Origin of the sequence: Streptomyces sp. NBC_00569 (assembly GCF_036345255.1) — a bacterium.
Taxonomy (GTDB): domain Bacteria; phylum Actinomycetota; class Actinomycetes; order Streptomycetales; family Streptomycetaceae; genus Streptomyces.
This window is the reverse complement of the sequence record NZ_CP107783.1, coordinates 2528949-2542283: the sequence shown is the minus strand read 5'-3', so window position 1 is coordinate 2542283 and position 13335 is coordinate 2528949. Positions and strand designations below refer to the sequence as shown.

Annotated in this window: 9 protein-coding genes; 5 read left to right on the top strand and 4 right to left on the bottom strand. The window is 71.6% G+C overall.

Features of this window, described 5'->3' with window-relative positions; translation table 11 throughout:
* Entirely contained in the window at positions 1 to 840 is an 840-nt protein-coding gene (locus OHO83_RS11560) for a hypothetical protein (protein ID WP_330279400.1), read from the bottom strand.
* A gap of 56 nt (positions 841 to 896) precedes the next feature.
* Between OHO83_RS11560 and OHO83_RS11555 the strand changes: the two genes are divergently transcribed.
* From OHO83_RS11555 to OHO83_RS11540, 4 genes are all read left to right on the top strand, one after another.
* Positions 897 to 2225, top strand: a complete 1329-nt coding sequence (locus OHO83_RS11555) for a 6-phospho-beta-glucosidase (protein WP_266675442.1) — start codon at positions 897 to 899, stop codon at positions 2223 to 2225.
* Positions 2226 to 2327: 102 nt separating this feature from the next.
* A complete protein-coding gene (locus OHO83_RS11550; RefSeq protein WP_330279399.1) occupies positions 2328 to 5411 on the top strand; it encodes an alpha-mannosidase in 3084 nt (1027 codons plus the stop codon).
* Positions 5412 to 5593: 182 nt separating this feature from the next.
* Complete coding sequence (locus tag OHO83_RS11545; RefSeq protein WP_330279398.1) at positions 5594 to 7651, top strand: phosphocholine-specific phospholipase C; 2058 nt, start codon at positions 5594 to 5596, stop codon at positions 7649 to 7651.
* A 134-nt stretch (positions 7652 to 7785) separates the two neighbouring features.
* On the top strand, positions 7786 to 8766 hold the full coding sequence (locus tag OHO83_RS11540) for a phospholipid scramblase-related protein (protein ID WP_329433369.1): 981 nt from the start codon (positions 7786 to 7788) through the stop codon (positions 8764 to 8766).
* A gap of 29 nt (positions 8767 to 8795) precedes the next feature.
* Here the strand turns inward: OHO83_RS11540 and OHO83_RS11535 are convergent, their stop codons facing one another.
* On the bottom strand, positions 8796 to 10265 hold the full coding sequence (locus tag OHO83_RS11535; protein WP_330279397.1) for an MFS transporter: 1470 nt from the start codon (positions 10263 to 10265) through the stop codon (positions 8796 to 8798).
* Positions 10266 to 10599: 334 nt separating this feature from the next.
* Here OHO83_RS11535 and OHO83_RS11530 point away from each other — a divergent pair, with 334 nt between their 5' ends.
* The gene (locus tag OHO83_RS11530; protein WP_266675447.1) at positions 10600 to 11190 is read left to right on the top strand and encodes a TetR/AcrR family transcriptional regulator; all 591 of its coding nucleotides are present in this window, start codon (positions 10600 to 10602) and stop codon (positions 11188 to 11190) included.
* A gap of 68 nt (positions 11191 to 11258) precedes the next feature.
* On the opposite strand, the gene OHO83_RS11525 is transcribed toward OHO83_RS11530, so the two are convergent.
* A complete protein-coding gene (locus OHO83_RS11525; protein ID WP_330279396.1) occupies positions 11259 to 12290 on the bottom strand; it encodes a hypothetical protein in 1032 nt (343 codons plus the stop codon).
* Positions 12287 to 13333 carry a phosphatase PAP2 family protein gene (locus OHO83_RS11520; protein ID WP_266675449.1) on the bottom strand — a complete coding sequence of 349 codons (1047 nt, stop codon included), beginning with the start codon at positions 13331 to 13333 and terminating at the stop codon, positions 12287 to 12289. The genes OHO83_RS11525 and OHO83_RS11520 overlap by 4 nt, the downstream gene beginning before the upstream one ends.
* Positions 13334 to 13335: the final 2 nt, after the last annotated feature.

The window sequence follows — 13335 nt, the reverse complement described above, 5'->3', positions numbered from 1 at the left end:
TCAGCCCTTGCGGTACGAGATCACCGTCGTCGTCACCAGGCACGGTGAGGGCGGCACCATCTCCACGCGCAACGTGCCGCGCGCCGAGTCGTAGTCGACGCCCTCGGCCTCGAACGTGCCCGAGCAGATGCTTCGCTGCGGGATCGCGAACGCAGCTGTGACGTGCCCGGCGACCGGAGAGCCGTCGAGCGGGCGGTCGAGGGCGACCTCCAGGACCGCCTTCGTCGAGCCGTCGGACGAGCACACCAGATGCGTGGCGTCGGTGAAGTCGCAGCCCTGGATGTTGTCGACGGGCTTGTCGAGACTGATCTGCCCGGCCTGCGGGAGGTTCGCGCCGGGCGTGGGCGCGGACGGGTTGAGCACGGGCGCGGGGAACACCTGCAGCCGGTTCATGGTGCCCCACTCGCCCGCCACCAGCCACTGCCCGTCGGGTGACACGGACGCGAACGAGTTGTTGAGCAACTCACCCGCATCCAGGGCGTGCTTGTACGTGGTGCGCCGCCCGTCGGGGGCTGTCACCGCGAACATCTTCTTCGTCGCGCCGTCGCCGCCCTGGTACGCGTCGAACGTGTAGCCCTGTGCCACGTCCGGGTCGCCTATGTGCGACCAGCCCGCCGTGCGCAGATCGAGCGGTACGGAGGCGAGGCCCCGGTACAGCAGCGAGCCGTCGGCGTGGCTCGCCAGGCCCTGGCTGCCGGTGAGCGAACTCACCCGCGCGGTGCCGGTCTCGGTCCAGGTGGGCGCGGCCGTCGCCGTGCCCGCGCCGAGCGACAGGGCGCCCAGGGTCGCGGCCAGAGTGAGCAGTTGGCGTCTCGTGCGTCGTTGCGTGGGGGGTTTCATGCGGCCTCCGCCGGTCGAAGATCGGGTCGCGGACCAGGCTGCCCTACGATCGGCGCATGAGGCTGACGATTCTCGGCGGTGGCGGATTTCGAGTGCCCCTGGTGTACGGAGCGCTGCTTGGCGACCACGCCGAAGGCCGGGTCACCGAGGTCACGCTGCACGACACCGACCCGGACCGGCTGCGGGCCGTCACCGGCGTACTGGCGGAACAAGCCACCGGCGTCCCCGACGCGCCCGCCGTGCGCGCCACCACCGACCTCGACGAGGCGCTGCGCGGCGCCGACTTCGTCTTCTCCGCGATCCGCGTCGGCGGCCTCGCGGGCCGCGCGGCGGACGAGCGGGTCGCCCTCGCCGAAGGGGTGCTCGGCCAGGAGACGGTCGGTGCCGGCGGCATCGCGTACGGCCTGCGGACGGTGCCCGTCGCCGTCGACATCGCGCGCCGCGTGCGGCGACTCGCCCCCGACGCCTGGGTCATCAACTTCACCAACCCGGCCGGCCTGGTCACCGAGGCCATGTCGCGGCACCTCGGCGACCGCGTCATCGGCATCTGCGACTCGCCCGTCGGACTCGGCCGCCGCGTGGCGCGCGTCCTCGGCGCCGACCCGGGCGAGGCCTGGATCGACTACGTCGGCCTCAACCACCTCGGCTGGCTGCGCGGACTCAGGGTGAACGGCCGCGACGAGCTGCCCCGGCTGCTCGCCGACGAGAAGCTGCTCGGCTCCTTCGAGGAGGGCCGCCTCTTCGGCACGGACTGGCTCCGCTCCCTCGGCGCGATCCCCAACGAGTACCTGCACTACTACTACTTCAACCGCGAGACGGTGCACGCCTACCAGGAGGCCGAACGCACTCGCGGCGCGTTCCTGCTCGACCAGCAGGCCGCCTTCTACTCCGACCCGTCGTACGCCAGTTGGGACCGCACCCGGGCAGAGCGCGAGGCCACGTACATGGCGCACAACCGTGAGGCGTCCGGCGCGGGCGAGCGGGACGCCGCCGACCTGGAGGAGTCGGGCGGCTACGAGAAGGTGGCGCTCGCCCTGATGCGCGCCATCGCCCGCGACGAGCGCGCGACGCTGATCCTCAACGTGCGCGGGCGCGGCGCCCTGCCGTCCCTCGACGACGACGCCGTGGTCGAGATCCCCTGCCTCGTCGACGCCAACGGAGCGCACCCCGTGAGCGTGGCGCCGCTGCCGGGCCATGCCACGGGTCTCGTCTCCTGCGTCAAGGCCGTCGAGCGCGAGGTGCTCGAAGCGGCCGAAGGCGGCTCGCGCGCCGCCGCCGTCAAGGCGTTCGCCCTGCATCCCCTCGTCGACTCCGTGACCGTGGCCCGCCGCCTCCTGGAGGGATACACGGCGGCCCACCCCGGCCTCGCCTACCTGACCCGCTAGGGGGTGTCCGGCGGGCCGGGGTCGGGTAGGTCGCGGCGAGGTGCCGTGTCAGGCGTCGCGCCCCCGCCGTGATCCGCCGGACCCCCTAGTAGAGGAGCAGGTATGCACGACGAACTCCGCCGCATCGAGCAGCGCGTCGCCCGCGTCCACGACCAGCGCGTCAAGCCCGCCGTCCACGGTGCCAGGGTCCCGCTCGCCCTCCAGGCATGGCAGGCGCCCGGCGAGCCCGTCCCCTTCGCCGAGGCGAAAGCGGCCGCGTACAAGCCGTTCGGCGTCGGCACCCCGTGGGGGCCGCCCTGGGGCACCACGTGGTTCACGGCGCACGGCACCGTCCCCGCCGAGTGGGCGGGCCACCGCGTCGAAGCCGTCTTCGACCTCGGCTTCGTCAACGAATGGCCCGGCAACCAGGCGGAGGCCCTCGTCCACCTCCCCGACGGCCGCCCCCTCAAGGCCGTCAACCCGCAGAACCAGTACGTGCCCGTGGCCCGCCCCGCCCAGGGCGGCGAAGAGGTCGAGTACCTCATCGAGGCCGCCTCCAACCCGGACATCCTCGCCGACCGCTTCGCCTACCCGACCCCGCTCGGCGACCCGCGCACGGCGGGCGACGAGCCGCTCTACACCTTCAGGAGCGCCGACCTCGCGATCCTCGACGAGGACGTCTTCCACCTGTCGCTCGACCTCCAGGTCCTGCGCGAGCTGATGCTGGAACTGAGCGAACACGAGCCACGCCGCCACGAGATCGCGCACACCCTCGAAGCGGCGCTCGACACCCTCGACCTCGACGACGTCTCCGGCACGGCCGCCGCCGCCCGGGCCGTCCTCGCCCCCGCCCTCGCGAAGCCCGCGCACGCCGGCGCCCACACCCTGTCCTCCGTCGGCCACGCGCACATCGACTCGGCCTGGCTGTGGCCGATCCGTGAGACCAAGCGCAAGACGTCCCGCACCTTCTCGAACGTGACGGCGCTCGCCGAGGAGTACGACGAGTTCGTCTTCGCCTGCTCGCAGGCCCAGCAGTACGCCTGGGTCAAGGACAACTACCCGCACGTGTGGGACCGCATCAAGGAGGCCGTCGCCAAGGGCCAGTGGGCGCCCGTCGGCGGGATGTGGGTCGAGTCCGACGGCAACCTGCCCGGGGGCGAGGCCATCGCCCGCCAGCTCGTCCACGGCAAGCGCTTCTTCATCGAGCACTTCGGCGTCGAGACCAAAGGTGTGTGGCTGCCCGACTCGTTCGGCTACAACGCCGCGTACCCGCAGCTCGCCAGGCTCGCCGGAAACGAGTGGTTCCTCACGCAGAAGCTGTCCTGGAACCAGACCAACAAGCTGCCCCACCACTCCTTCTGGTGGGAGGGCATCGACGGTACGCGGATCTTCACCCACTTCCCGCCGGTCGACACCTACAACGTCGAGTTCTCGGGCCGTGAGATGGCGCACGCCGTCCGCAACTTCCAGGACAAGGGACGCGGCACCCGCTCGCTCGCCCCCTTCGGACACGGCGACGGCGGGGGCGGCCCCACCCGCGAGATGCTGGAGCGCGCCCGCCGGCTCGCGGACCTGGAGGGTTCCGCGAAGGTCGTGGTCGAGCACCCGGACACCTTCTTCGCGCAGGCGAGCAAGGAGATCCCCACGGACCAGGTGTGGTCGGGGGAGCTCTATCTGGAGCTGCACCGCGCGACGTACACGTCGCAGGCCCGCACCAAGCAGGGCAACCGCCGCAGTGAACACCGCCTGCGCGAGGCCGAGTTGTGGGCCACGGCCGCGGCTCTGCGCGCGCCGGGGTACGCGTACCCGTACGAGAAGCTCGACCGGCTGTGGAAGACGGTGCTCCTGCACCAGTTCCACGACATCCTGCCCGGGTCGTCCATCGCCTGGGTGCACCGGGAGGCCGAGGCGGAGTACGCGCGCGTGGCGGGCGAACTCGAAGCGATCACGGCGGAAGCGGTGGCCGCGCTGGGCGCTTCAGGGGAGGGCGTGCCGCACGTCTTCAACACCAGCCCGTACGCCCGTACCGAAGTGGTCCGCACCCCGGCCGGTGAGCCGGTCCGCACCCATGTGCCCGCAGGCGGGTCGGCGCCCCTGGCCGACGCCGCCCCCGAACACCCCGTCACCGTCACGGACGGCCGCACCCTCGACAACGGACTCGTGCGCGTCGTCGTCGGCCCCGACGGGACGCTGGCCTCCGTGTACGACCTGACCGCGGAACGCGAGGTCCTCGCCGGTCCCGGCAACCTGCTCCGCCTCCACAGTGATCTGCCCAACTACTGGGACGCCTGGGACATCGACAAGCACTACAAGAACCACTACCGGGACCTTCTCGACGCCGAGTCCGTGACGGTGAGTGAGGAGGGGCCGCTGCGCGCCGCCGTCCGGGTGGAGCGCGCCTTCGGCAAGGGCTCCCGCATCACGCAGACCGTGACCTTGCACGCGGGCAGCAAGCGCGTCGACGTCGAGACCGAGATCGACTGGCACGAGACCGAGAAGATCCTCAAGGCCGCGTTCCCCGTCGACGTCCGCGCCGACCACTCCAGCGCCGAGATCCAGTTCGGCCACGTCAAGCGCCCCACGCACACCAACACCAGCTGGGAGGCGGCCCGCTTCGAGGTGTACGGCCACCGCTGGGTCCACATCGGTGAACCCGGCTACGGTGTCGCGGTCCTCAACGACTCCACGTACGGCCACGACGTCTCGCGCACGACCCGCGACGACGGCGGCACGACCACCACGGTCCGTCTCTCCCTGGTGCGTGCCCCGCGCGTCCCCGACCCGGAGGCGGACCAGGGCGCGCACCGCTTCACCTACTCTCTGCTGCCCGGCGCGAGCATCGCCGACGCCGTCGCCGAGGGGTACGCGCTCAACCTGCCGCTGCGCGTGGCCGGTTCGGGCGGTGCGGCCGAACCGGTGGTGTCGGTGGACGGCGACGGTCTGACGGTGGAGGCGGTGAAGCTCGCCGACGACGGCTCGGGCGATGTCGTCGTGCGGCTCTACGAGTCGCTCGGAGGCCGGGCGGCGGGCACGCTGCGCACGGGGTTCCCGCTAGCGGGCGTCCAGGTCACCGACCTCCTGGAGCGGCCGCTGGCCGAACAGCCGGACCAGGTGCGGCAGTCGGCGGACGGCGGGGACACGGTGCGGGTGGCACTGCGGCCGTTCCAGATCGTGACGCTGCGGCTCGCGGTGGGGGAGCGGGGCTGAAGTCGCGCACGGGGAGGGCCGCTTGGTTCTCCCCGTCGGGCGAGGCACCTTGAGACTCGGTGATTGTTTCTGACGCATACGGCGAACTTTCATGCAAGTGTCATCACCCCTTCCCCTTCGGCGGGTCCTCTTGGAACACTCTGTTCGCTTCCGTCCCCACACACCCAAGAGGCCCCACACCCATGCCTGAACTCAACCGGCGGCGCTTCCTGCAGATAGCGGGCGCGACCGCGGGCTTCACCGCCCTGTCGAACAGCATCGACCGCGCCGCGGCCATCCCGGCCGCCCGCGTCAAGGGCACCGTCCAGGACATCGAGCACATCGTCGTCCTGATGCAGGAGAACCGGTCCTTCGACCACTACTTCGGCACGATGAAGGGCGTCCGCGGCTTCGGAGACCCGCGTCCGGTGACGCTCCCCAGCGGCAAGCCCGTGTGGAACCAGGCGAGCGGCGGCAAGGAGGTCCTGCCCTACCACCCCGACGCGGCGGACCTCGGCATGCAGTTCATCGCGGGCCTCGACCACGACTGGGCCGGCGGCCACAGCGCCTTCGACAACGGCAAGTACGACAACTGGATCGCCGCCAAGGGCACCGGCACGATGGCGTATCTGACGCGCCAGGACATCCCGTTCCACTACGCGCTCGCCGACAAGTTCACGGTGTGCGACGACTACCACTGCTCGTTCATGGGGGCCACCGACCCCAACCGCTACTACATGCTGTCGGGCCACGTCGGCAACGACGGCACCGGCGGCGGGCCCGTCCTCGGCAACCAGGAGGCCGGTTACGGCTGGACCACGTACGCCGAGCGTCTGGAGAAGGCCGGAGTCTCCTGGAAGGTCTACCAGGACATCGGTGACGGCCTCGACGCCGCCGGGAGCTGGGGCTGGATCGACGACGCCTACCGCGGCAACTACGGCGACAACTCGCTCCTCTACTTCAACAACTACCGCAACGCCAAGCCGGGCGACCCCCTCTACGACAAGGCCCGCACCGGCACGAACGCCAAGGCGGGCGACGGCTACTTCGACGTCCTGAAGGCCGACGTCAAGGCCGGGAAGCTCCCGAAGATCTCCTGGATCGCCGCGCCCGAGGCGTTCTCCGAGCACCCCAACTGGCCGGCGAACTACGGTGCCTGGTACATCTCGCAGGTCCTCGACGCGCTCACGTCCAACCCGGACGTGTGGAGCAGGACGGCCCTGTTCATCACGTACGACGAGAACGACGGCTACTTCGACCACGTCGTGCCGCCCTACGCCCCCGCCTCCGCGAACCAGGGCCTGTCCACCGCCGACACCACGCTCGACTACTTCAAGGGCAACGCGAGCTACGCGGCGGGCCCCTACGGCCTCGGCCAGCGCGTCCCCATGATCGTCGTCTCGCCGTGGTCCACGGGCGGCTACGTCTGCTCCGAGACGCTCGACCACACCTCGATCCTGCGGTTCATGGAGAAGCGCTTCGGCGTCAAGGAGACCAACATCTCGCCGTGGCGCCGCGCGATCTGCGGCGACCTCTCCTCGGCGTTCGACTTCTCCCTCACGAACACCGCCCCGGCGCAACTGCCGAGCACCGCCGGGTACGTGCCGCCGGACCACGACCGGCACTCCAGCTACGTGCCGAAGCCGCCGGCCACGCCCGTGCTGCCCAAGCAGGAGTCGGGCTCCCGGCCCGCGCGCCCGCTGCCGTACGCGCCGTACGTCGACGGGGTCTCCACGCCGTCGACCGGCAAGTTCCAGCTCACGTTCAGCGGCGGTCCCTCCGCGGGCGCGGCCTTCCAGGTCAGGTCGCAGAGCCGGACCGACGGCCCCTGGACCTACTCCACCGAGGCCGGCAAGTCGATCTCGGACGCCTGGAACTCCGCCTACTCCGCCGGGAAGTACGACCTCACGGTGCACGGCCCGAACGGATTCCTGCGCGCCTTCAAGGGCACGAACACCGTCGCCGAGCCGGGACTCTCGGCCCGCCACGACGCGAGCTCGGGCAACGTGACGCTCACGCTGACGAACCCCACCGGCGCCGATGTCCGCCTCACCGTCACCAACGCCTACGGCGGACAGCCGCAGACGTACACCGTGCGGGCCGGTGCCACCGTCACACAGACCGTCGACCTGCGCGCGACCAAGCGCTGGTACGACCTGAAGGTGACCGCCGACAGCGACAGCACGTATCTGCGTCGCCTCGCGGGCCATGTCGAGAACGGGCAGGCCGGCGTGAGCGACCCCGGGATCCTGACGGCCTGACCTTCGGGGGCGCTTCGATCCCGTAGGCGCTCGAAATTCGCGCCGCCGCCCGTTCCGTACCGGTTCGGGCGGCGGCGTACGTCACATCTGTCCGGACTGGATACCGCCACAGGATGGCGCGATAGTGTGCCCGGGTGACGACGCAATCGAACACCCCTGCAGGCTGGTACCCGGACCCCCAGGGCGCGCCCCAGACCCTGCGGTGGTGGGACGGCGCGCAGTGGACCGAGCACACCAGTCCTGTGCAGCAGCCCGCCGGCCAGCAGGTCCCGCACCAGGCGCAGCAGCCTCAGCAGCAGCCCGTGCAGCAGTCGGCCCAGGGCCAGTTCGCCCCTCAGCAGCAGCCGCAGCAGTCTGTGCAGCACCAGCAGCCCGGGCAGTACCAGCAGCCCCAGCAGGCCGCCGGTCCGTACGGGCAGCAGGCCCCGCAGCAGCAACAGAGTTACGTCGACCCCGCCAAGGTGCAGCGCCAGGTGCAGCACCAGGCCGGTGTCGCGCCCACCGCGCAGGGCGGCGGCAGCCTCTTCACCGAGCCGGTCCTGGTGGTGAACCAGAAGGCCAAGCTGATCGAGCTGACGAACGAGTACACCGTCATGGATCAGAACGGCGGCCAGATCGGCTCCGTCGTCCAGGTCGGCCAGAGCACGCTCAAGAAGGTCGCGCGCTTCGTCTCCAGCCTCGACCAGTTCATGACCCACAAGCTGGAGATCCGCGACGCGTACGGGCAGCCGCAGCTCGTCATGACGCGGCCCGCGAAGTTCATGAAGTCGCGTGTCGTGGTGGAGCGTCCGGACGGCTCGCCGGTCGGTGAGATCGTCCAGCAGAACATGATCGGCAAGATCAACTTCGGGATCAACGTGAACGGCCAGCAGATCGGCGCCATCAAGGCCGAGAACTGGCGGGCCTGGAACTTCTCGATCGTCGACCACGCCGACAACGAGGTCGCCCGCATCACGAAGACGTGGGAGGGACTCGCCAAGACGATGTTCACGACCGCGGACAACTACGTCCTCCAGATCCACTACCAGCTGCCCGAGCCCCTCCTGAGCCTCGTCGTGGCGACCGCCCTCACCGTGGACACCGCCCTCAAGCAGGACGCGCGCGGCTTCGGCTGACCGGGCCGGCGCCCCCTGGGAGCGCCGGTTCACCGCGGCATCGGCTGCTCCAGGTTCACCTGCTCGTCCGCCCCGGCCGTCGTCCCGTGCGCGGCCGGGACACGCGGTCCGCGGGCGCGGCGTGTGGCCGGGACCAGCAGCGCCGCGAGCGCGGCGGCGAGGCACAGCGCCGCGAGCAGCGTGAAGCCGTGGGTGTACCCGGAGGCGTAGGGGAGTCCCGACGCCTGGAGGTGCCCCGTGACCAGGCTGCTCATCACGGCGGCGCCGATCGAGCCGCCGATGGTGCGGATGTTGGCGTTCATGCCGGTGGCCGCGCCGGTCTGCGCGGCCGGGACGTTCTGCACGATCAGGTTCGCCATGGACGCGAACGCGAGCCCGATGCCGAGCCCGAACACGCCTGCCGCGAGAGCGACCTGCCACTGTTCGGTGTGCCAGGCGGCGAGCATCGCGCAGGAGACCGCGCCGAGCGTGGCGCCGGTGGTGAGCAGCGACTTCGCGCCTACGACGGGTTCGATCCTGCCGCTGAGCACTCCGGCGAGGAACATGGCCACGAGCATCGGCAGCATCAGCAGCCCCGCACCCGTCACGCTCGCCCCGAAGCCGTATCCGGCGGACGAGGGTGTCTGGGCGAAGCCGGGCAGGAACGACCACACCGCGTACATCCCCGCGCCGAAGAGCAGCGCGGCCGTGTTCGTGGTCCACACGGCGGGCAGCCGCATGACGCGCAGGTCGATCAGCGGGCTCGCGGAGCGGGCCTCGGACAGCACCCACGCGACGAACAGGACCACGGCGGCGGCCAGCAGACCGGCGACCTTGATCGACGCCCAGCCCCAGGACGTGGCCTGGCTGATGGGCAGCAGCAGGGCGACGAGCCAGCCGGAGAGCAGCACGGAGCCGAGCCAGTTCACGCGTCCCGTGCCGCGGGTCGGCGACTCGGGCACGTAGCGGTGCGCGATCAGCGCCGTGACCGCGACGACGGCCGCGGGCAGCCAGAACAGCCAGCGATAGTCGAGCGCGCCCACGATCGGCCCGGCCGCGACCATGCCCACACCGCCGCCCGCCGCGATGACGGCGGACAGGTTGCTGATGCTGGGGCTGACCCGGTGGCCGGGGAACTCGTCGCGGATGATGCCGAACGACAGTGGGAAGAGCGCGCCGCCGATGCCCTGGACGACACGGGCGACGATGAGCACGGTGATGCTCGGGGCGAGGGCCGCCAGCAGACAGCCCACGGTCAGCGCGACGAGCGCGACGACCATGGTGCGCTTCTTGCCGACGAGGTCGCCGACCCGGCCGAGTATCGGTGTGAAGATCGAGGCGGACAGCAGATAGGCGGTCATCACCCAGGTCGAGGTGGCCTGGCTGGTGTGCAGTGCGTGCTGGACGGTGGGCAGCGCCGGGGCCACCAGCGACTGCATCATCGAGAAGACGCCCGCACCGGTCGCGAGGACCGCGAAGGTGAGGCGGTTGGAGCTTCTGGGCGCCGGGCTCGGCGCCATGGAGATCCCGGATGTCGGATTCCCGGGCAGAGGGTTCCTGGTCGTACGACGAGAGGGCGTGCGATTCCGGTTCAAGGCGGTGTCTCTCTGAACGGAAGGTGGCCGGGCACACCTGCGTGACCTGCGGCAAGGGCCGCGGTCCGCGGGTGCGCACGAGCTGGGAGGATGTGGGATCCGGCCGTTCCGGCCGGTCTGCCCGCAGCGCTGTGCGGCGGGGCGCGGGGTGCGTCGACTGTTAAAGTGGAGGCACCCCTCGACTTGGATAACGATAGCGGAGGGAAGCCTCCGGTACAACCTCGGCAGCTCGCGCTGCCTCACCCCGGGAGTGGCACGCATGACGGACAGGGAACTCGTCGGCGGGATCGTCGCGGCACAGCGCCCGCGCCGCGCGGACGCGCGCCGCAACTTCGACGCGCTCCTGGCCGCGGCCCGCGACGCGTTCGCCGAGAAGGGCGCGGAGGCGTCGCTCGAGGACATCGCCCGCCAGGCCGGCGTCGGCATCGGCACCCTGTACCGCAACTTCCCCACGCGCAGGCACCTCTTCGAGACGGTCTACGCGGGAGAGGTCGACGCCCTGTGCCGGCTCGCCGACGAACTCGCGGACGCCCCGCCGTGGGACGGGCTCGCCACCTGGCTGCGCCGCTTCGTGGACTACACCGTCACGAAGCGCGCCATCCGGGACGCGCTCAGCGGGGAGTCCGACATCTTCGTCGCCTGCCGCCGCGCCATGCTCGACGCCGGCGAACCGCTGCTGCTGCGCGCGCAGGCCGCCGGGGAGGTCCGCTCGGACATGTCGTTCGACGACCTGCTCCGACTGGTCTCGGGCGTCACCGGCGCTGCCTACGTGGACACCGAGCAGCGCGACCGGGTCTTCGGGATCACGCTCGACGGGATGAGGACGCGTCCCGCGCCCGGCAAGCCGTGACGCGGAACCCGTAAGCCGGAACCCGTAAGCCGGAAGTGGTCATGCGGAACCCGTAGAGGGGTTCGCGCTCAGGATGCCTGGAGCGCGCCCGGCGTCTGCTCCGGCTGCGTCGGGATCGACGGCAGGACGACCACCGTGCCGGGCAGCACGGGCATCGGGGGAAGACCCTGAAGGTCCGGCAGAGTCGCGATCGGCCCCGTCCCCGCCACCCGGGACGGCAGCTCGGGCCGGTGTTCCGCCGCGATGAGCGACGGTTCCGGTCGGGACTCCGGCGTCTTCGGCGACGTACGCGTGAGGAGCAGGACCCCCCGGCCCGCGAGCGTCGCGCCCGCCGCCGCGAGCAGGATCCCCGTGATCCCGCCCTGGAGCCGCTCGCCGAGCAGCGTGACGCCGATGATCGCCGCGGCCACCGGGTTGGAGAGGGTGACCATCGCGAGCGGTGCGCCGAGGCCACCGCGGTAGGCGATCTGGGACAGGAGCAGGCCACCCGCGGCGAACGCCGCGATCAGGAGCGCCATGACGATCACCTTGACGCTGAGCAGTGGCCCCGTCCGGTCGGTGACCGCGACGGTCACGGTCTGGGCGAGCGCCGAGGCGATGCCCGAGGCGAGACCGGAAGCCGTCGCGTGCCGCAGTCCCGGCTTCGCGCCGCGACGCGACAGGAGTCCGATCAGCGCTGCCGTCGTACCGGCGACGGTCAGCGCCTCGCCGAGGCTGAGCGTGTCGTCGGGGGCCGGGCCCGAGGCCGTGAGCAGGAGCGCGCCGAGCCCGGCGAGCGTGAGCGCGGTGCCGCGCCACTCGACGGACAGGACGCGCCGCCCGGCCATGCGCGCCCCGAGCGGCACCGCCGCGACGAGCGTCAGCGCGCCCAGCGGCTGTACGAGGGTGAGGGGGCCGTACTTGAGCGCCGCCACATGCAGCAGCGCGGCGGACGCGTTGAGCAGGACCGACCCCCACCAGGCGCCGGTGCCGAGCAGGCGCAGGACGCCGGCGTCGGTCCCCGCGGTGCGTGACGCGAGGCGTTCCTGGGCGACGGCGGCGGCCGCGTAGGCGACCGCCGAGACGAGGGAGAGCGCGACGGCGAGGAGGGTGGCGTTCACCGGAGTGCTCCCGTCGCCGTGAGGGCCGAGCGACCCGGACCCGTCGCTCCCGACGGGGCCGGCGCGTCGACGGCGGACGCCGAGCCCGCGGTCACCGACACCGGGATGCGTGCGAGCACTTCGGACGCGGAGAGGGATCCGCCGCGCTGGTGCGCCGGGGTCCACGGGGCGGGCAGCGCCTCGCCCATGGTCTCCGCCGTCGCCATGAGCGAGGGGGCGGAACGCGGGGCGGGCAGCAGGCGCCGGCCGACGGACTGTCCGGGCTTCGCGGCCGGTGTGGTGCCGGGCAGCCGGATCACCGCGAGCGCGATGCCCAGGAGGGCCGTCGCCACGATCGTGTCCAGCCAGTAGTGGTTCGCCGTGCCGACGACGACGAACAGGGTGAGCGCCGGGTGCAGCAGCCACAGCCAGCGCAGCCGGGAGCGGGTCGCGGCGATGAGGCCGACGGCGACCATCAGGGCCCAGCCGAAGTGCAGGGACGGCATCGCGGCGAACTGGTTCGCCATCGAGTCGGTCTGCGGCGTCGCGCCGTAGACGGTCGGCCCGTACACCTGCCCGGTGTCCACGAGGTGCGCCGCGGCCAGCATCCGGGGCGGTGCCAGCGGGAAGGTGAGATGCAGCACAAGGGCCGCGGTGGTGAGGGCGGCGAGTATCCGGCGCGTCCATATGTAGTGCCGGGGCCTGCGCAGATACAGCCAGATCAGAAAGGCGGCCGTCGCCGGGAAGTGCACCGTCGCGTAGTAGGTGTTCGCGATGTGCACGAGGTCCTCGCTGTGCAGCAGCACATGCTGCACAGCGCCCTCGCCCGGCAGGTGGGCGGCGCGTTCGAGGTCCCACACGCGGTGCGCGTTGTGGAACGCCTCGCCGGTGTGGCCATTGGCCAGTTGCCTGCCGAACTTGTAGACGAGGAACAGTCCGACGACCAGCAGGAGCTCCCGGACCAGGGGCGGGCGGGCGACGGCGCCGGCCTGGTGGCCGACGGCGTCCGTCTCGCGGCCGGCTGTGTCCGGCTCCGGTTCGGCAGGCTCGGTAAGGGAATTCATCC

Bases quoted from the DNA above. Each gene is read 5' to 3' on its own strand.
- OHO83_RS11560 (WP_330279400.1), bottom strand. From the start codon at position 840: ATGAAACCCCCCACGCAACGACGCACGAGACGCCAACTGCTCACTCTG.
- OHO83_RS11555 (WP_266675442.1), top strand. From the start codon at position 897: ATGAGGCTGACGATTCTCGGCGGTGGCGGATTTCGAGTGCCCCTGGTG.
- OHO83_RS11550 (WP_330279399.1), top strand. From the start codon at position 2,328: ATGCACGACGAACTCCGCCGCATCGAGCAGCGCGTCGCCCGCGTCCAC.
- OHO83_RS11545 (WP_330279398.1), top strand. From the start codon at position 5,594: ATGCCTGAACTCAACCGGCGGCGCTTCCTGCAGATAGCGGGCGCGACC.
- OHO83_RS11535 (WP_330279397.1), bottom strand. From the start codon at position 10,265: ATGGCGCCGAGCCCGGCGCCCAGAAGCTCCAACCGCCTCACCTTCGCG.
- OHO83_RS11530 (WP_266675447.1), top strand. From the start codon at position 10,600: ATGACGGACAGGGAACTCGTCGGCGGGATCGTCGCGGCACAGCGCCCG.
- OHO83_RS11520 (WP_266675449.1), bottom strand. From the start codon at position 13,333: ATGAATTCCCTTACCGAGCCTGCCGAACCGGAGCCGGACACAGCCGGC.